17 protein-coding genes are annotated in these 16,035 nt (G+C 64.3%); 10 read left to right on the top strand and 7 right to left on the bottom strand.

Features of this window, described 5'->3' with window-relative positions:
• Nucleotides 1–4 precede the first annotated feature (4 nt).
• From NKH03_RS21940 to NKH03_RS21930, 3 genes are all read left to right on the top strand, one after another.
• The gene (locus NKH03_RS21940; protein WP_352970503.1) at nucleotides 5–964 is read left to right on the top strand and encodes a TAXI family TRAP transporter solute-binding subunit; all 960 of its coding nucleotides are present in this window, start codon (nucleotides 5–7) and stop codon (nucleotides 962–964) included.
• A 169-nt stretch (nucleotides 965–1,133) separates the two neighbouring features.
• The gene (locus NKH03_RS21935; RefSeq protein WP_352970501.1) at nucleotides 1,134–3,233 is read left to right on the top strand and encodes a TRAP transporter permease; all 2,100 of its coding nucleotides are present in this window, start codon (nucleotides 1,134–1,136) and stop codon (nucleotides 3,231–3,233) included.
• A complete protein-coding gene (locus tag NKH03_RS21930; protein WP_352872389.1) occupies nucleotides 3,230–3,613 on the top strand; it encodes a DUF1850 domain-containing protein in 384 nt (127 codons plus the stop codon). The genes NKH03_RS21935 and NKH03_RS21930 overlap by 4 nt, the downstream gene beginning before the upstream one ends.
• Before the next feature lie 320 nt (nucleotides 3,614–3,933).
• Here NKH03_RS21930 and NKH03_RS21925 read toward each other — a convergent pair whose 3' ends face one another.
• Nucleotides 3,934–4,074 carry a hypothetical protein gene (locus tag NKH03_RS21925; RefSeq protein WP_013528645.1) on the bottom strand — a complete coding sequence of 47 codons (141 nt, stop codon included), beginning with the start codon at nucleotides 4,072–4,074 and terminating at the stop codon, nucleotides 3,934–3,936.
• 376 nt (nucleotides 4,075–4,450) lie between these two features.
• On the opposite strand from NKH03_RS21925, the gene ku reads away from it, so the two are divergent.
• Nucleotides 4,451–5,305, top strand: a complete 855-nt coding sequence (gene ku, locus NKH03_RS21920) for a non-homologous end joining protein Ku (RefSeq protein ID WP_352970500.1) — start codon at nucleotides 4,451–4,453, stop codon at nucleotides 5,303–5,305.
• Between the two features lie 12 nt (nucleotides 5,306–5,317).
• A complete protein-coding gene (gene ligD, locus NKH03_RS21915) occupies nucleotides 5,318–7,831 on the top strand; it encodes a DNA ligase D (protein ID WP_352970498.1) in 2,514 nt (837 codons plus the stop codon).
• Nucleotides 7,832–7,843: 12 nt separating this feature from the next.
• On the opposite strand, the gene NKH03_RS21910 is transcribed toward ligD, so the two are convergent.
• Nucleotides 7,844–8,518 carry an ArsR/SmtB family transcription factor gene (locus NKH03_RS21910; RefSeq protein WP_352970496.1) on the bottom strand — a complete coding sequence of 225 codons (675 nt, stop codon included), beginning with the start codon at nucleotides 8,516–8,518 and terminating at the stop codon, nucleotides 7,844–7,846.
• A 77-nt stretch (nucleotides 8,519–8,595) separates the two neighbouring features.
• On the opposite strand from NKH03_RS21910, the gene NKH03_RS21905 reads away from it, so the two are divergent.
• The 3 genes from NKH03_RS21905 to NKH03_RS21895 all read left to right on the top strand — a co-directional run bounded on the left by NKH03_RS21905 (nucleotide 8,596) and on the right by NKH03_RS21895 (nucleotide 9,571).
• On the top strand, nucleotides 8,596–8,811 hold the full coding sequence (locus NKH03_RS21905; RefSeq protein WP_352880378.1) for a DUF1127 domain-containing protein: 216 nt from the start codon (nucleotides 8,596–8,598) through the stop codon (nucleotides 8,809–8,811).
• Between the two features lie 86 nt (nucleotides 8,812–8,897).
• Nucleotides 8,898–9,230, top strand: coding sequence for an NIPSNAP family protein (locus NKH03_RS21900; protein ID WP_352872395.1), 333 nt, complete (start codon nucleotides 8,898–8,900; stop codon nucleotides 9,228–9,230).
• Nucleotides 9,227–9,571 (top strand): antibiotic biosynthesis monooxygenase family protein, encoded by a 345-nt coding sequence (locus NKH03_RS21895; RefSeq protein WP_352970494.1) that lies wholly within the window; start codon nucleotides 9,227–9,229, stop codon nucleotides 9,569–9,571. Before NKH03_RS21900 ends, NKH03_RS21895 begins: the two co-directional genes overlap by 4 nt.
• A 39-nt stretch (nucleotides 9,572–9,610) precedes the next feature.
• Here NKH03_RS21895 and mbfA read toward each other — a convergent pair whose 3' ends face one another.
• Nucleotides 9,611–10,594, bottom strand: a complete 984-nt coding sequence (gene mbfA / locus NKH03_RS21890) for an iron exporter MbfA (protein ID WP_352970492.1) — start codon at nucleotides 10,592–10,594, stop codon at nucleotides 9,611–9,613.
• Between the two features lie 166 nt (nucleotides 10,595–10,760).
• Here mbfA and NKH03_RS21885 point away from each other — a divergent pair, with 166 nt between their 5' ends.
• Both NKH03_RS21885 and NKH03_RS21880 read left to right on the top strand, forming a co-directional pair.
• Complete coding sequence (locus NKH03_RS21885; protein WP_352880385.1) at nucleotides 10,761–11,084, top strand: hypothetical protein; 324 nt, start codon at nucleotides 10,761–10,763, stop codon at nucleotides 11,082–11,084.
• A gap of 234 nt (nucleotides 11,085–11,318) precedes the next feature.
• A complete protein-coding gene (locus tag NKH03_RS21880) occupies nucleotides 11,319–12,320 on the top strand; it encodes a threonine/serine dehydratase family protein (protein WP_352970490.1) in 1,002 nt (333 codons plus the stop codon).
• On the opposite strand, the gene NKH03_RS21875 is transcribed toward NKH03_RS21880, so the two are convergent.
• Genes NKH03_RS21875 through NKH03_RS21860 form a run of 4 tightly spaced genes read right to left on the bottom strand, consistent with a single transcriptional unit; the run spans nucleotide 12,301 to nucleotide 15,998 of the window.
• Complete coding sequence (locus NKH03_RS21875) at nucleotides 12,301–13,437, bottom strand: ABC transporter permease (protein ID WP_352970489.1); 1,137 nt, start codon at nucleotides 13,435–13,437, stop codon at nucleotides 12,301–12,303. The genes NKH03_RS21880 and NKH03_RS21875 overlap by 20 nt on opposite strands.
• Nucleotides 13,434–14,354, bottom strand: a complete 921-nt coding sequence (locus NKH03_RS21870; RefSeq protein WP_352970487.1) for an ABC transporter ATP-binding protein — start codon at nucleotides 14,352–14,354, stop codon at nucleotides 13,434–13,436. Before NKH03_RS21870 ends, NKH03_RS21875 begins: the two co-directional genes overlap by 4 nt.
• On the bottom strand, nucleotides 14,351–15,304 hold the full coding sequence (locus NKH03_RS21865) for an HlyD family secretion protein (protein ID WP_352970484.1): 954 nt from the start codon (nucleotides 15,302–15,304) through the stop codon (nucleotides 14,351–14,353). The genes NKH03_RS21870 and NKH03_RS21865 overlap by 4 nt, the downstream gene beginning before the upstream one ends.
• 13 nt (nucleotides 15,305–15,317) lie before the next feature.
• Nucleotides 15,318–15,998 carry a CerR family C-terminal domain-containing protein gene (locus tag NKH03_RS21860; protein WP_352872410.1) on the bottom strand — a complete coding sequence of 227 codons (681 nt, stop codon included), beginning with the start codon at nucleotides 15,996–15,998 and terminating at the stop codon, nucleotides 15,318–15,320.
• Nucleotides 15,999–16,035: the final 37 nt, after the last annotated feature.

Here is a 16,035-nt window from a genome sequence, read left to right as displayed (position 1 = left end):
TCCGATGTTCCATTTCAGAACGAAATTCGTTGCGGCCGGCGCCGTGGCGCTCTCGCTTGGCCTTGGCGCTGCCTCAGCCAGAGCACAGGAATTCATCAACGTGCTGACCGGCGGCACGTCCGGTGTCTATTATCCGCTCGGCGTCGCATTGTCTGAAATCTACGGCAAGGGCATCGAAGGCGCGCACACCCAGGTGCAGGCGACCAAGGCTTCGGTCGAAAATCTCAATCTGCTGCAGCAGGGCAAGGGCGAGATCGCCTTTGCGCTCGGCGATTCCGTCAAGCTGGCCGCTGAAGGCAACACCGAGGCCGGATATCCAGGCAAGCTCGACAAACTGCGCGGCATCGCCGCCATCTATCCCAACTACATCCAGATCGTCGCCAGCAAGGAATCCGGCATCAAGACGCTGGCCGATCTCAAGGGCAAGAGCCTGTCGGTCGGCGCGCCAGCCTCCGGCACCGAGCTCAACGCGCGCGCCATCTTCGCCGCCGCCGGGCTGAAATATGAGGATCTCGGCCGCGTCGAATATCTGCCCTTCGCCGAATCGGTCGAGCTAATCAAGAACCGCCAGCTCGACGCCACGCTGCAATCGGCCGGGCTCGGCGTCGCCTCGATCCGCGACCTCGCCACCTCCGTGCCGATCAATGTCGTTGCGGTGCCAGAGCAGGACGTCGCCAAGATCGGTGCGCCCTATCTTTCGGTGGTCATTCCCAAGGGCACCTATGAGGGCCAGAGCGAGGATGTCGCCACCGCCGCCGTCGGCAATTTCCTCATCACCCGCGCCGATGTCTCCGACGAAACCGCCTATCAGATGACCAAGCTCCTGTTCGAGCATCTCGACCAGCTTGCCGCGGCGCATGCGGCCGCCAAGGCGATCGACCCGGCCAAGGCGCTCGACGGCATGCCGGTGCCGCTGCATCCGGGGGCTGAGCGGTATTACAAGGAGAAGGGGCTGCTGAAGTAAGCGCCTTTCTCTCCCCACGAGGGACCCTCGAGGGGAGGGTGGACAGCCGCCGAGGCGGGTGGACGGGTGGGGTCGGTCCAGGCCGCGCACTGCCGCAATGACCCACCCGCCTCGCTTCGCTCTGCACCCTCCCCTCGAGGGGAGGGAAAGCACCGCCAGGAGCCCGCCAATGACTGACGTTCATCCGAAAACCCCGACCGTGCTTGCGCTCGCCGAAGAGCAGGTCGAAGGCCTGCCGCCGGGCTTCGGCGAGGGGCTCGCCGGTAAGGCCGCCTTTCTCATCGCCGTCGCCTTTTCCGTGTTCCAGATCTACGTCGCCGCCTATGGCAGCATTCCGAGCCAGGTGGTGCGGGCCATGCATGTCGGCTTCCTGCTGCTGCTCGGCTTCGGCCTGATCGCCAATCTGCGCGCCACCAGCGTGCCGGCGAAGGCCGCGTTCTGGACGCTCGGCGCGCTCGGCTTTGGCACCGGCCTGTACAATTGGGTGTTCTATATCGACCTCATCCGCCGCTCCGGCTTCCTGACCACGCCGGACCTTATCGTCGGCGCCGTGCTGGTGGTGCTGGTCTTCGAGGCCGCGAGGCGGCTGATGGGGCTACCGCTGGCGGTCATCGCCTTCATCTTCCTCGCCTACTGCTTCGTCGGCAATCATCTGCCGCCGCCACTGACCCATCGTGGCTATGATTTCGCCCAGCTCGTCGACACCTTCGCCTATGGCACCGAAGGCATCTACGGCACGCCGATCTATGTTTCGGCCGCCTACATCTTCATCTTCGTCGTCTTCGCCGCCTTTCTCGAACGCGCCGGCATGATCGCATTGTTCAACGATTTCGCGCTAGGTCTTGTCGGCACATGGCGCGGCGGCCCGGCGCAGGTCTGCGTGCTGTCGTCGGCGCTGATGGGCACCATTTCCGGATCGGGCGTCGCCAACGTGGTGGCCAGCGGCCAGTTCACCATCCCGCTGATGAAGCGCTTCGGCTTCCGCTCGGCTTTCGCCGGCGCCGTCGAGGCGACCTCCTCGATGGGCGGCCAGATCATGCCACCGGTGATGGGCGCGGTCGCCTTCATCATGGCCGAAACGCTGAACGTGCCCTATGCCGAAGTGGTCAAGGCGGCGATCATCCCGGCGTTGCTCTATTTCGGCGCCTGCTTCTGGCAGGTGCATCTGGAAGCCGGCAAGGCCGGCCTGCACGGCATGGCGAAGGCGGACCTGCCCAACCCGTGGGACGCGGTGAAACAACACTGGCCGCTGGTGCTGCCGCTCGCAGCCCTCATCTATCTTTTGTTCGCCGGCTATACGCCGATCTTCGCCGGCACGATGGGCCTGGCGCTGACCATCGTGCTCATCCTCGGCACGCCGCTGGCCGCGGCGATCGGGCCGCTCGCCTTCCGCATCGTGTTCTGGTTGGCCCTCGGGCTTGCGGCGGCTTCGTTCATGAAATTCGGCGTCAACCTCCTCGGCCTCGTCATCGCCGCGCTGGTCGTCGCCTGCTTCACCTCTAGGGGCGGCCGCGAAACGCTGCGGATCTGCGTCGATTCGCTCGCCGAAGGCGCCAAGAACGCACTGCCGGTCGGCATCGCCTGCGCCATCGTCGGCATCGTCATCGGCACGCTGACGCTGACCGGCATCGCCTCGACCTTCATCGGCTGGATCATCTCGATTGGCGAGGACAATCTTTTCCTGTCGCTGGTGCTGACCATGGTCACTTGCCTGGTGCTCGGCATGGGCATCCCGACCATTCCCAACTACATCATCACCTCGTCGCTGGCCGGGCCGGCGCTTTTGTCGCTTGGCGTGCCGCTGCTGGTCAGCCACATGTTCGTCTTCTATTTCGGCATCATGGCCGACCTGACGCCGCCGGTGGCGCTGGCCGCGTTTGCCGCGGCACCGATGGCCAAGGAAAGCGGCCTCAAGATCGGCATCCAGGCGACCAAGCTTGCCATTGCCGGCTTCGTCGTGCCGTTCATGGCGGTCTACACGCCGGCGCTGATGCTGCAGGACGCCGGGCCGATCGCCGCCCAGTTCGGCTATCCGGTCGAGGTCGCCTACATCGTCGCCAAGGCGTGCATGGGCATAATGCTGTGGGGTGCCGCCGCCGTCGGCTTCCTCGTCAGGCGCATGGCATGGTGGGAGCGCCTGCTGGCCTTCGCCGCCGGCGTGCTGCTGGTCGCCGCGGTACCGCTCACCGACGAGGCCGGCTGGGCGCTGTCGCTTGCCTGGATCGGCTGGCATTGCTGGCGGGCGCGGCAGGCGTCGATCTCCGCATGAGCCTGTGCATCCTGGCCGCCGGCAAGACGGTGACGCTCTCGGTTGCCGCCTTCACGCTGTCCTGGACCCATTCGGTGGAACGGACGCGCTGGCAGGAGGACTGGAAGCTGACGCCTTCCGGCCTGCAGGTGGTCGAGGCGCGGATCGAAGGTTCTGGCGCCGGCATGGAACCTCCGGAAGGCGCGGTGCTGAAAGACGGCTGGTGGATTTATACGCCTGATGTCGGTCCGCAGCGGCGCGTCGTGCTCGCTGCCTCGGGTGCCACCGGCGACGGCTGGACGCTGTGCACGGTTCAGGGCTGCCGTGAACTGGGCAGGGCGACTGGCGCCTCCATCGTGCTGGAACCATGCGGGTCGGACGGCACGAGCCAGCCGCGATAGCGCACGATCAATCCGATGAGCGGATGGGAAACTGAACACCATGCCCACGACCGGAGCACAGAACGCAGACGCCATCGAAAACGATGAGGATGGCGTGCGTCGCTGGATATTTCGGAGGGACGATCCGACGTGGGACGGTCGGTCACGCCGGCCTCGGCTGTCCTATGATACTAAGCCAGCCAGCAATGGCACCAAAAGCCGTGGCGATGTCGCATGTCGCCCGTCGACGACAGCGGGACGCTCGGCGCGATAGGTGGTGGCGCGGGTAGAGGTGGCGGGCCTGCAAATCCGGCTGTCGTGGCGATTTTCGAAAGCCATGATCAGTGCGCGCCCAGCGAGTTGCCGCGACGGGCGCAGGCCGGGCCGGGGCCGCGCATGTAATAGCGCTCGGGCCGATAGGTCGGCGCGACGAATTCGCGGATGGCGGCGGCATAGCCGATGAGGTGCGCGAGGAAGTTCATTTACCTGGTCCCTGTCCCGATTTTCGGATGTCCCTTCCGAATTGCGGTCATCATAGCGTCGAGGCGTGAATAGTCGGTGAACGTGATGTTAATATCTGGTCAAAAATGCCTTGCTTCGTGGCTGGAATGCGGCTGATTCGGGGTCTTTCCGTGCAGTTGGTCGGCATTCCGGCCAATGTGACTTTTGCATCACATATGTTTCGTTTGAATGTCGCCCGCGCGCGGTTCTGTTTCAACTTTTGCCGCGCCCGTGAAATTTCCGTGCTTGGCGCCTCGGCGCCGCAAACCGACCTGGACATCCATTCGTCGCGCGATGGCGGAACTGGAGCGGGCTCTGTCCGTTCTCACCCTCATCGGGTCGTGGAAGGGAAAAGTCATGGCGCCGCGTCCGGCCTGGAAGGGCTATCTGAAGCTGTCGCTGGTCACCTGCGCCGTCGAGCTGACCAATGCCGTCAGCCACGCCGAGAAGGTCTCGTTTCGGGTGCTGAACCGCAAGACCGGCAACACGGTGAAGCGCATCTATGTCGATGCCGAAACCGGCAAGCCGCTCGGTGACGGCGACGAGATCAAGGGCTATGAGGTCGACGACGGCGAATTCCTTCAGATCGAGGAGGACGAGATCGAGGCTGTGCGGATCGAAGCATCGCATACGCTGGCTCTCGACGGGTTCGTCGATAAAGCCTCGATCCAGCAGATCTATCTCGACACGCCCTACTATGTCGCGCCGGCCGACAAGGTGTCGGAAGAGGCGTTCGCCGTCATCCGCGACGCCATGGCGGGCAAGAAGATGGCCGGGCTGGCGCGCATCGTGCTCTATCAACGCGAGCGCCCCGTGGTGATCGAACCGCTCGACACGGGCATGGTGCTGACGACGCTGCGTTACGACACCACGGTGCGCGAGCCCGACGCGGTGTTCGGCGACATCAAGGCGGTGAAGACCGATCCGGAGATGACCGATCTGGCTGAGCAGATCATCGACAAGAAGAAGGAGAAGTTCGATCCAGCGGAATTCGAGGACGAATACGAGAACGCGCTGCTCGAGCTGGTCCGCGCCAAGAAGGCGGGCAGAAAGGCGCCCAACGCCAAGGCGGCGCCCAAACCCTCCAATGTCGTCAATCTGTTCGACGCGCTGAAGAAGAGCCTGTCGTCGGATGGCGACTCAACGAAAGCTTCGGCGAAGGCCAAACGCGCCAAGCCGAAAGCCGGTGCGCCCAAGCGCAAATCGGCCTGAGGACACGAAGCGATGGCCAGCCTCGAACAGTATCATTCCAAGCGCGATTTCAGGAAGACCGCCGAGCCGGCCGGCAAGGTTTCTCGCGACACCAAAGCCAAGGCCGGCGGCATCTTCGTCATCCACAAGCACGCCGCGACGCGGCTGCACTACGATTTGCGCCTCGAGCATGACGGCGTGCTGTGGAGTTGGGCGGTGACGCGCGGCCCGAGCCTCGACCCGCATGAGAAGCGGCTCGCCGTGCATGTCGAGGATCATCCGATCGACTATGCGCCGTTCGAAGGCACAATCCCCAAGGGCGAATATGGCGGTGGTTCGGTGATCGTCTGGGACGAAGGCACCTGGACACCCGAGATCGATCCGGCCAAGGCGATGAAGAAGGGCCATATCAGCTTCGAGCTCAAGGGGCACAAACTGCACGGCCTTTGGCATCTGGTGCGGCTGAAGCCGCGCGCGGGTGAAAGGCGCGACAACTGGCTGCTGATCAAGTCGGACGATGCCGCCGCGCGTCCCGGCGAGGACATTCTGACGGAAGCGCCGGAATCGGTGAAGTCGGGCCTGACGATCGAAGAGGTCGGCGAAGGCAAGACCGCCAAAGGCCAGAAGCCAAAGGTCTGGCATTCCAACAAGCCGGCCGCCGGCAAGGCGAAGGCCGGGAGCACGAAACTCGATTTTATCGAGCCGCAGCTCGCCACGCTGGAGCGGGAAGCACCGCCGGGCAAGGACTGGCTGCACGAGGTGAAGTTCGACGGTTATCGCATGCAGGCGCAAATCGCCGGCACGGAGGTGCGGCTGCTGACCCGCACCGGTCTCGACTGGACAGAGAAGTTCGGCGGGGAGATCGTCGCGGAACTCGCCGGGCTGAAATGCAGCGACGCCATCATCGATGGCGAGGTCGTCGTGCTGGCCGATAACGGCGTGTCTTCCTTCGCGCTGCTGCAGGCCGATCTCTCAGCGAAGCGGACGGACCGCTTCCTCTACTATGTCTTCGACATGATGCGCCTCGATGGCGAGGATTTGCGCCGGGCACCTCTGGTCGAGCGCAAGCAGGCCCTGCAGGAGCTGCTCGGCAAGCAGTCCGAGAATCCGGCGGTGCGTTTCAGCGACCATTTCGCCGAACCCGGCAAGATCATGCTGGAGCATGTCTGCCGCATGGGGCTGGAAGGCGTCGTCTCCAAGCGCGCCGATGCGCCGTATCGCAGCGGGCGCGGCCCCACCTGGGTGAAGTCGAAATGCACGGCGCGGCAGGAATTCGTCATCGGCGGTTATCTACCGTCGGACAAGACCGGGCGGGGGTTGCGCTCGATCCTCGTCGGCTTCCACGAGGGTGGCAAACTGCATTATGCCGGACGTGTAGGCACCGGCTTCTCCGGCAAGGGCGCCACCGACTTGAAGGCAAAGCTCGATGCGCTGACGGCAAAATCATCGCCCTTCGCCGCAGCCGTGCCGAAGGGCAAGGGACTGGTCTGGGTGAAGCCGGAACTTGTCGGCGAAGTGGAGTTTCGCAGCTGGACGTCCGACCGTATAATACGCCACGCCTCGTTCCAGGGATTGCGCGAGGACAAGCCGGCGGAGGAAGTCGTGCAGGAAAAGCCGAAGGCGGCGACGGGCAAAGGCCCAGCCAAGGCCAAGCCGCCGGCCGGCAGTGCCGCCAAACCCGCCGGGTCGATGACCACCACGGTCAAACTCTCGCATCCCGACAAGCTGCTGTGGCCGGACGAAAAAATATCCAAGCAAGGGCTGCTCGACCACTACGCGCAGGTATGGCCGCGCATGGAGCAATTCATCGTCAACCGGCCGCTCAGCCTGGTGCGAGCGCCGGACGGCATTGGCGGCCAGCGCTTCTTCCAGAAGCACGCCTCGGCCGGCATGAGCGACAAGATCGCCCGCATGAAGGACCCGACCGACGGCGAGGAGATACTGTTCATCCGGGATTTCGACGGCGTTGCGGCGCTGGTCCAGTACGGCGTGGTCGAGATCCACATCTGGGGCTGCACCGTCGACAGACTGGAGCAGCCGGACCAGATCATCTTCGATCTCGATCCCGATGAAGGCGTCGACGTGAAGGCGGTGCGCGAGGCGGCACTCGATATCAGAGGCAAGCTCGATGAGCTGTCGCTGCCGAATTTCGTCAAGACATCCGGCGGCAAGGGCTACCATGTGCTGGTGCCGCTGAAGCCGTCGGCGGATTGGGAGGCGGTTAAACCGTTCGCCCATGATTTTGCCCGCGCGCTCGAACAGGGTGCCCCCGACCGCTACACGGCGACGCTGTCGAAGAAGGCGCGCACGGGAAAGATCTTCGTCGACTATCTGCGCAACGGCAGGGGCTCGACGACGGTCGCGCCTTATTCGTCACGCGCCAAGAGGGGCGCCACCGTGTCGATGCCGGTGACCTGGGCCGAGATCGAGGCCGGGCTGGCGCCGAACGCTTTCCCGGTCGGCGACAAGACGACGATGAGGCAGCTGGCGCAAGCCGACCCGTGGGCGGATTTCTTCAAGCTGGGCAAGGTGCTGAAGCGGGGCTAGGACTTCGCCCGCTCAGGCTAGAAACACCTTCTCGAAAGCCTGTTTGCCCGAGGGCGAGAAAATGACCGCGCGGCTGTCCTTTTCGCGGCGCGCCCATTTTTCCAAAAGGATCTTGTCGAGGATGGCGGCGCCCAGCGTGCCGGCGAGGTGCGAGCGCCGGACGCTCCAGTCGAGGCAGGCGCGGCATACCGGCCGGCGCGGCTTGGTGTAGACATCGATGCCGATAGCGGCGAAATGCGATGCGGCCGCCGGCCCGAGCCTGATTTCCTTGTCGTCGCGGACCAGGACGTTTTTTGCGACAAGGCGATCGAGCATCGCCACCGCCTGCTCGCCGGCGAGGTGATCGTAGCAGACGCGCGCCACCCGCATCGCTCCGTCGCGGGGACCCGGTCGCACGCGCTTTGGGCCAACGGCTTCCGCGACGCCGGTGATGGCTTCGATCATGCCCGCCACCTGCGGTCCGGCGAGACCGTAATAGCGATGCCGACCTTGGCTCATCACCATGAGCAGCCCGCCTTCCATCAGCTTGCCCAGATGCGAGCTGGCGGTCGGCAGTGACACACCGGCCTCGAGCGCCAGTTCGCTCGCCGTCAGCGCCGTGCCACCCATCAGCGCATTCAGCATGTTCGCCCGTGCTGGATCGCCGACCAGACTGGCGATGCGGGCTATGTCGGGTCCTTCACGCATAGTTCGCTCCCCGTCGAAGCATTCTTGTCAGATAACCACTATTCTCCAGGCAGATCAAGCAGATCAAGGAGACGACGATGACCGCGCGAACCGCTTCCCCCTCGGCACCGCTCCCCAGCCGTCAATCGTTCCCGTTCGTTACCTGGCTGCGTTCGCGGCTGCTGGCCCGCTGGTATGACCGCCATTTGCAACGTCTCGACCTTGCCGAGATCGACGACCATTTGCTGCGCGACCTTGGCCTGACGCCGCAAGACGTGCGCCGCGAATGCGCGAAATCCTTCTGGCAAGCGTGACCGTCACCCCGATTGCCTAGCAGACCAGGCGGCACAATGTTTCGACGCTGCTCGAACTATCGATGCGAAAACCCAAGGAGACCGCCATGACCATCACCTGTTTCATCCGCTACGAGATCGACCCGTTCGGCAAAGCCGCCTTCGAGGAGTATGCGCGCAACTGGGGCCAGGCCATTCCGCGTTGCGGCGCCGATTTGATCGGCTATTTCGCGCCGCATGAGGGCTCGGCCACGACCGCCTATGCCGCCTACAACATCGACAGCCTGGCGGCCTACGAAGCCTACCGGGCGCGCCTTGCCGCCGATCCCGCCGGCAAGGCAAACTACGAGTTCGCCAAGCGCGAAAGATTCATCCTGAAGGAGGACCGCATGTTCCTGAAACACGTCTCGGGACCGCACGCGAAACTGGTGCTGCCGTGATTGCCGTCATCTTCGAGGTCGAGCCGGCGTCAGGCAGGCGCGATGCGTATCTGAGCATCGCCGCCGACTTGCGGCCGCTGCTCGACGGCATCGACGGCTTTCTCTCCATCGAGCGCTTCCAGAGCCTGGTCGACCCGAACCGCATCCTGTCCCTGTCGTTCTGGCGCGATGAGGCAGCGGTGAAGGCCTGGCGCAACACCGAGGAACACCGGCAGGCGCAGAAGGCCGGCCGCGGCGGTATCTTTGCCGGCTATCGTCTGCGCATCGCGCATGTGGTGCGCGACTATGGACTGACAGAGAGGGACGAGGCTCCGGCGGACAGTCGGGCGGTGAATGGGTGAGTGGTTCTTCCTTCTCCCCCTGTGGGACAAGGAAGAACACTAAGCATTCCCGATCAGCACACCCGCCGCGAACACCAGGGCGCCGCCCAGCACCACCTGGAAGGCGGCACGCAGGAAGGGCGTCTGCATGTAGCGGTTCTGGACGAAGGCAATCGCCCACAGTTCGAAGAACACCACGACTGCCGCGACACCTGTCGCCGTCCAGAAATGCGGGATGAGATAGGGCAATGCATGGCCAAGGCCACCCGCCGACGTCATGACGCCGGTGGTGATGCCGCGTTTTACCGGCGAACCACGGCCCGACAGTTTGCCGTCGTCGGAAGCCACTTCGGTGAAGCCCATCGAAATGCCGGCGCCGATCGAGGCGGCAAGCCCGACCAGAAAGGTCTGCCAGGTGTCATGCGTGGCGAAGGCGGCGGCGAAGATCGGCGCCAGCGTCGACACAGACCCGTCCATCAGCCCGGCAAGCCCTGGCTGCACATAGGTGAGGATGAACTGGCGCTGCTCGGCGGCGGCCTCTTCGTCCTTCACTTCACCCGGCACGTGCTTCTGCTCCAGGCGCTGCGCCAGCGTCTCATGACCCTGTTCCGCCAACGCCAGATCGTCGAGCAGTTTCCGGGTCGAGGCATCCGTGGTGCGCTTGGCCGCCTCGACATAGAACAGATAGGCCTGCCGCTCCATCGCTTCGGCCTGGCTGCGCACGTGCTCGATGCCAAGCGGCCGGATCAGCCAGTCGGGCTTGCGCTCGTAATAACCCTTCACATGTTCGCGCCGGATCAGCGGAATGCGCTCGCCGAACCGCTCGCGGAAAAGCTCGATCAGCGCGTCGCGATGGCCGTCCTCCTCCTCGGCCATCTCCTCGAACACTTTTGCCGATTGCGGGAAGTTCTCCGTCAGACCATCGGCGTAGGCGCGATAGATGCGTCCGTCATCCTCCTCGGACGAAATGGCCAGAGCCAGGATCTCCTGTTCGGTAAGCGATTCGAAGGGACGGCGGCCGAAGCCGAAGACGCGGGAAAGCATGAGGAATTCACCCTAGTTTAGAATAGTTCTAAACTATGGTTTGAGATGCCTTCGGTCAATTGCGTGCGGTCAAGAATTGTTGAAGCCCGCGCGCGTAGCAAGGCCTTCATTATCAGTGAATGTTTACCTATATGGGTGAGCCAAGCCAAGAACAAGGAGCCGGCAGATGACGGCAAAACAGCCTCCGCATCCCTATGATCCCAAGCCCGTTCTCGATCTCATCGCCAGCATCGAGGCCGATCTGCAGCGCCTGAAAGGCCTGGTCGAGCAGCAGATCGAGAAATTCGACCCCGCCAATCCGCACAACAAGGCGCCTGACGGCAAACTGACCGAGGAAGGCGTCGAGTGCTGCTACCGCATGTTCGACGAAGGCAAGTCGCGCTATTCGGTCGCCCAGCAAATGAAAATCTCCTTTGCCGCCGCCACGCATCGGTTCAACAACTGGCGCAAGCTGGGCGGGAGCAAGAGGCAGCGGACGCTGTTGGGGTGAGAGCCCGGTTCGCCGCAGGCGAATTGAAAGATCCGGTGGACCTTTCAAAGGGCTCGAACCGGGGGCTGCCGTAGGCAGCGGGCCCCCGGCTGAGCGCTCGACCGCCAGAGGGAGGCGTGCAGCGGTGGCGTTGCCGCCCCGCCAAAACGTTGTAACGGTCACATTTTTTCATTGGTGCGCCACGTTTGTTTGCGCGCATCATGCGAGGACACCTTCTCTTCCACTGGACCTTACATGACCGCCATAACCCCTCCCGGCATTGCCGACATCCACCGCGCTGCAGCCCGGCTTGCCGGCTTGATCGTCGAAACCCCGTTGATCGAATCGCAGGAGCTGAATAAGCGCTTCGGCGCCCGCATACTGTTCAAGCCGGAGACACTGCAGCGCACCGGCTCGTTCAAGTTCCGCGGCGCCTACAACAAGCTGTCGTCGCTCAGCGAAGAGGAACGCAGCCGGGGCGTCGTCGCCTTCTCGTCGGGCAACCATGCGCAAGGCGTCGCGGCGTCGGCGGCGATGTTCGGCGTCAAGGCGGTCATCGCCATGCCGGCCGACGCGCCGGCGATGAAGATCGCCAATGTCCGCAAGATGGGGGCGGAGGTGGTGCCATTCGACCGTTTTCGCGACGACCGCATGGCCGTGATCCGCCCTTACCTCGAAAAGGGCATGGTGCTGGTGCCGCCCTTCGACGACCCGGCCATCATTGCCGGTCAGGGCACGATCGGCCTCGAATTGATGCGCCAGGCAAGAGCGCTTGGCGTCAGCCTCGACGCGGTCGTGGTACCCTGCGGCGGTGGTGGCCTGTCGAGCGGCATTTCCGTCGCCGTCAAGGACGCCTCGCCCGACACCGCGGTCTGGGCGGTGGAACCCGAGCACTTCGACGACACCCGCCGTTCGCTGGTCGCGGGCACCAGGGTTTCGAACGAGCCGGGCCACGCCTCGATCTGCGACGCGATCCTGACCGCCGAGCCCGGCCTGATCACCTTCGAGATCAATCGCAGGAACCTCACTGGTGCCATCGCCGTCTCCGACAAGGCGACGGCCCAGGCGATGCGCGATGCCATGGCCTACCTCAAGCTGGTGGTCGAGCCCGGCGGCTGCGTAGCGCTGGCGGCCCTGTCATCGGGCGAGATCGACCTGTCGGGCAAATGCGTGGCTGTGGTGCTGTCGGGCGGCAATGTCGATTTCGGAACGTATGCCGAGATCATGGCGGCGGCGTCTAATCCAGCGTTCGCCTGAACCGCACCAGTGCCACGCCGGCAAACAATACCACGAACACCAACAGCCAGCCGATCTCCGTTGCGACCGCCGGCAGTTGGGCGCCCTTCAGCATCACCGCGCGGATGATGCGCAGGAAATGCGTCAGCGGCAGGATCTCGCCGAACACCTGCGCCCAGCCCGGCATGCCGCGATAGGGAAACATGAAGCCGGACAGCATGATCGACGGCAGGAAGAAGAAGAAGGTGAGCTGCAGCGCCTGCATCTGCGTGCGGGCAATGGTGGAGATCGTATAGCCGAGCAGCACCAGCGCCAGCACGAAGATCAGCACGGCGGTGAGCAGCAGCGATATCGAGCCGGTGAAGGGGATGGCAAACAGAAGCTTCGCCGCCGCCAGCACCACCACCACCTGAACGGCGCCGACCGCCAGATAGGGCAGTACCTTGCCCAGCATGATCTCGAGCGGGCTCGACGGCATCGCCAAGAGGTTCTCCATGGTGCCGCGCTCGGTCTCGCGCGTCAGTGCGATCGAGGTCATCATCACCATCGTCATCTGCAGGATAACGCCGAGCAGGCCGGGCACGATGTTGTATTGCGAGATGCCTTCGGGATTGTAGCGCCGGTGCACCACCACTTCGAGCTGGCCAAGCGCCGCCTCGGCGGCCGCCTCCTGCATGCCGCGCGCCCGAAGCAGCGCCTGGCTGGCGACGGTGCCGAGCGTCGAGATGGCGCCGCTGGCGACGGCCGGATCGGTGGCGTCGGCCTCTATCAGGATCTGCGGACTGTCGCCGCGTTCGACCCGCCGAGCGAAGTCGGCGGGGATGGTGACGACGAAGGCGACATCGCCACGCGACATCAGGAACTCCGCATCGGCAGCACTTTGCGAGACATGGTCGAAACGGTAGTAGCCCGTGGTCTGCAACGCCGAGACCATGGCCCGCGTGTAGGGGTCACTGCTTGTTGCCACGAGTGCTGCCGGCAGGCTTTTCGGATCATTGTTGATGGCGTAGCCGAACAGCACCAGCTGCATCAGCGGCACACCGAGCATCATGGTAAAGGTGATGCGGTCGCGCCGCATCTGGATGAATTCCTTGATCAGCAGGGCGCCAAGCCGGGCGAAGGAAAAGACGCTGTTCATGCCATGTTGTCCTTCGAGCCGGACATGAACTGGATGAAGACATCCTCGAGGCTGGTTTCGCCAGGCGAAACTTTCACGCCCTTGTGCTGCTTTTCGACATCGGCGAGTGCCGCCTCAAGCTTCTTTTTGTCGGAGCCGACGACATGCAGCGTCGCGCCGAACGGCGCCACCTGGTCGACACCGGGGCGCCCCTGCAGCGCTTCCGCGACTTGGTCGAGGCGCGGGCCCTGCAGGACGAAAGTGGTCAGCCCGGCATTCCTGACCACCTCTGCGACGGTGCCGGTGGCCAGCATCTTGCCGTAGGAGATGTAGCTGATGCGGTGGCAGCGCTCGGCCTCGTCCATATAGTGGGTGGAGACCAGCACGGTCAGCCCGCCGCTGGCGAGGCGATGGATCTCGTCCCAGAACTCGCGCCGTGCCTTCGGATCGACGCCCGCCGTCGGCTCGTCGAGCAGCAGCAATTTCGGCTGGTGCATGATGCAGGCGGCCAGCGCCAGCCGCTGCTTCCAGCCACCCGATAAGGTGCCGGCCAGTTGGTCGCGGCGCGTCGCCAGACCGAGGTCTTCAAGCGTCCTGGCGACATGTTCTTCGACCGGCCTCAGCCTGTAGAGCCGCGCCACGAATTCGAGATTCTCGCCGATCGTCAGATCCTCGTAGAACGAGAATTTCTGCGTCATGTAGCCGACTTCGCGTTTGATGCGCAGGCTGTCGGTGCGGATGTTGAAGCCGAGCACCGTGCCTTCGCCCTCGTCGGGTGTCAGCAGGCCGCACATGATGCGGATGGTGGTGGTCTTGCCCGAACCGTTCGGCCCGAGAAAACCGACGATCTCGCCTTCGGCGACCGTCATCGTCACATGGTCGACGACGGTCTTGTCGCCAAAACGCTTGACTAGGCCATGGACGTCGATGACATTCATTTTGCGCTGTCCGCCAGGTCGACATCGACGATCTGGCCCGGCTGCAGCGGGCCGGCATCGCCCTCCGGCCGCGCCTCGACGAGGTAGACCAGCTTCTGCCGGTTCTCCAAGGAATAGATCACCGGCGGGGTGAATTCGGGATCGGGCGAGACGTAGCTGACACGTGCCTTCACATCCGGGCCGCAGCCGTCGCAATGGACGCCGAGCAAGGTGCCGACCTTGACCGAGGAGAAGGCGCTCTCCGGAATGTAGACGCTGAGCTTTACCGCTCCGTCGGGCAGGATCGAGATGACCGGCGCGGTCGGGCCGGCGGTGTCGCCCGGATTGCGGATGACGTCGTTGACGCGGCCTGGCGAGGGTGCTGCCAGCACGCGCTTCGACAGCCGCCACTCAGCCTGCTCCAGCGTCGCCTGCGCCTGCTTGACCTGGTTGTCGGCGGCCTTGATCGTCTCCGGCCGTGCCGGCAGGCCGCCGACGGCGAGATTGGCATTGGCCTGGCCGACCTGCGCGTTGGCCGTCTCCAGCGTCGCCGAGGCGGTGTCGAAATCGGCCTGCGTGCCGGCGCCGCGTTTGAACAGGTCCGCGGCGCGGTCGAATTTGCGCTTGGCGTCGGCGGCCTGGGCGCTGGCCATGTCGAGCTCCGCCCTGAGCACCGCGATCTCTTCCGGCCGCTTGCCGATCTGCAGGTCGGCCAATTGCGCCTGCGCCTGGGCGAGGCCGGCCTCGGCCTGCGCCACCGCGATCCTGGCATCGGCACTTTCCAGCGTCACCACGGTCGTGCCGGGCACCACACGATCGCCGCGTTTCACGGTGACGGTCTCGACCTGCGCCACCTCGATCGGCGCCAGCAGCACATAGTCGCCCTCGACATAGCCGACGGCCAGCGGGGCAGCCGGGGCACAGGCGCTGAAAAGCTGCGCGGCGAGCGGCAGCGAACACAAAACGCTCATGGTCTTTGCCTCTTCATCCTTGCCTCTTCCGGGCAGCCAGTATGGCCTTGAGATTGCCCGATGTGGCCGCCACCACCTTGGCGGCCTCGGCGGCGCCGATGTCGTGCCAGCCCATGCGGCGCATCACCGCCTCGCGACCGATGCGGAAATAGATGACCTGGCCGATCAGCGTGAACACGGTAAGCCTCGCAGCCTCGCTTTCGGCCGGCTCGCCCGTCGCCTGTTCCCAGAGCTGGCACAGCCGGCGGTGCGTCGGCTCGAAGACGCCGTCATAGATGCGGTCAAGCGCTGCCGTCGGATGGGAAAGCTCGCGCAACAGGAACTGCACGATCTCGCCGGCCTGCGGGCTTGCCACGACAAAGCCGACCATTCGTTCCAGAGCCGCGAAGAGCTGCATTTGCGCCGCCTCCGGACTGCCCGGCGCGGTTGCCTGCATATTGCCGAGCGCCTGGCCGGCAACCGTCTGGATGGTTTCGACGATAAAGTCGGCGGCAGCGGTGCGAAGACCCTCCTTGCCGCCGAAATGATAGGCGATCGAACCGATATTGGCGTGCGCCTCCGCGGCGATCTCGCGCGTCGAGGTGCCGTCAAAACCCTTTCGGCCGAACAGTTTCAGCGCCGCCTGCACAAGAGCGGCGCGCGTCATCTCGGTGGGCTCGCGGCGAGGGCTTTTGGGGTCGGGCGACTTCGTCATGATCTCTATTTAATCAATCGATTGATTAAAGTCAACC

Source organism: Mesorhizobium sp. M1406 (assembly GCF_040317555.1).
Taxonomy (GTDB): Bacteria; Pseudomonadota; Alphaproteobacteria; order Rhizobiales; family Rhizobiaceae; genus Mesorhizobium.
Note: the sequence above shows the minus strand (reverse complement) of the source record. Positions and strands in the feature narration are given on the sequence as shown.

Bases quoted from the DNA above. Each gene is read 5' to 3' on its own strand.
- NKH03_RS21940 (WP_352970503.1), top strand. From the start codon at position 5: ATGTTCCATTTCAGAACGAAATTCGTTGCGGCCGGCGCCGTGGCGCTC.
- NKH03_RS21935 (WP_352970501.1), top strand. From the start codon at position 1,134: ATGACTGACGTTCATCCGAAAACCCCGACCGTGCTTGCGCTCGCCGAA.
- NKH03_RS21930 (WP_352872389.1), top strand. From the start codon at position 3,230: ATGAGCCTGTGCATCCTGGCCGCCGGCAAGACGGTGACGCTCTCGGTT.
- NKH03_RS21925 (WP_013528645.1), bottom strand. From the start codon at position 4,074: ATGAACTTCCTCGCGCACCTCATCGGCTATGCCGCCGCCATCCGCGAA.
- ku (WP_352970500.1), top strand. From the start codon at position 4,451: ATGGCGCCGCGTCCGGCCTGGAAGGGCTATCTGAAGCTGTCGCTGGTC.
- ligD (WP_352970498.1), top strand. From the start codon at position 5,318: ATGGCCAGCCTCGAACAGTATCATTCCAAGCGCGATTTCAGGAAGACC.
- NKH03_RS21910 (WP_352970496.1), bottom strand. From the start codon at position 8,518: ATGCGTGAAGGACCCGACATAGCCCGCATCGCCAGTCTGGTCGGCGAT.
- NKH03_RS21905 (WP_352880378.1), top strand. From the start codon at position 8,596: ATGACCGCGCGAACCGCTTCCCCCTCGGCACCGCTCCCCAGCCGTCAA.
- NKH03_RS21900 (WP_352872395.1), top strand. From the start codon at position 8,898: ATGACCATCACCTGTTTCATCCGCTACGAGATCGACCCGTTCGGCAAA.
- mbfA (WP_352970492.1), bottom strand. From the start codon at position 10,594: ATGCTTTCCCGCGTCTTCGGCTTCGGCCGCCGTCCCTTCGAATCGCTT.
- NKH03_RS21885 (WP_352880385.1), top strand. From the start codon at position 10,761: ATGACGGCAAAACAGCCTCCGCATCCCTATGATCCCAAGCCCGTTCTC.
- NKH03_RS21880 (WP_352970490.1), top strand. From the start codon at position 11,319: ATGACCGCCATAACCCCTCCCGGCATTGCCGACATCCACCGCGCTGCA.
- NKH03_RS21875 (WP_352970489.1), bottom strand. From the start codon at position 13,437: ATGAACAGCGTCTTTTCCTTCGCCCGGCTTGGCGCCCTGCTGATCAAG.
- NKH03_RS21870 (WP_352970487.1), bottom strand. From the start codon at position 14,354: ATGAATGTCATCGACGTCCATGGCCTAGTCAAGCGTTTTGGCGACAAG.
- NKH03_RS21865 (WP_352970484.1), bottom strand. From the start codon at position 15,304: ATGAGCGTTTTGTGTTCGCTGCCGCTCGCCGCGCAGCTTTTCAGCGCC.
- NKH03_RS21860 (WP_352872410.1), bottom strand. From the start codon at position 15,998: ATGACGAAGTCGCCCGACCCCAAAAGCCCTCGCCGCGAGCCCACCGAG.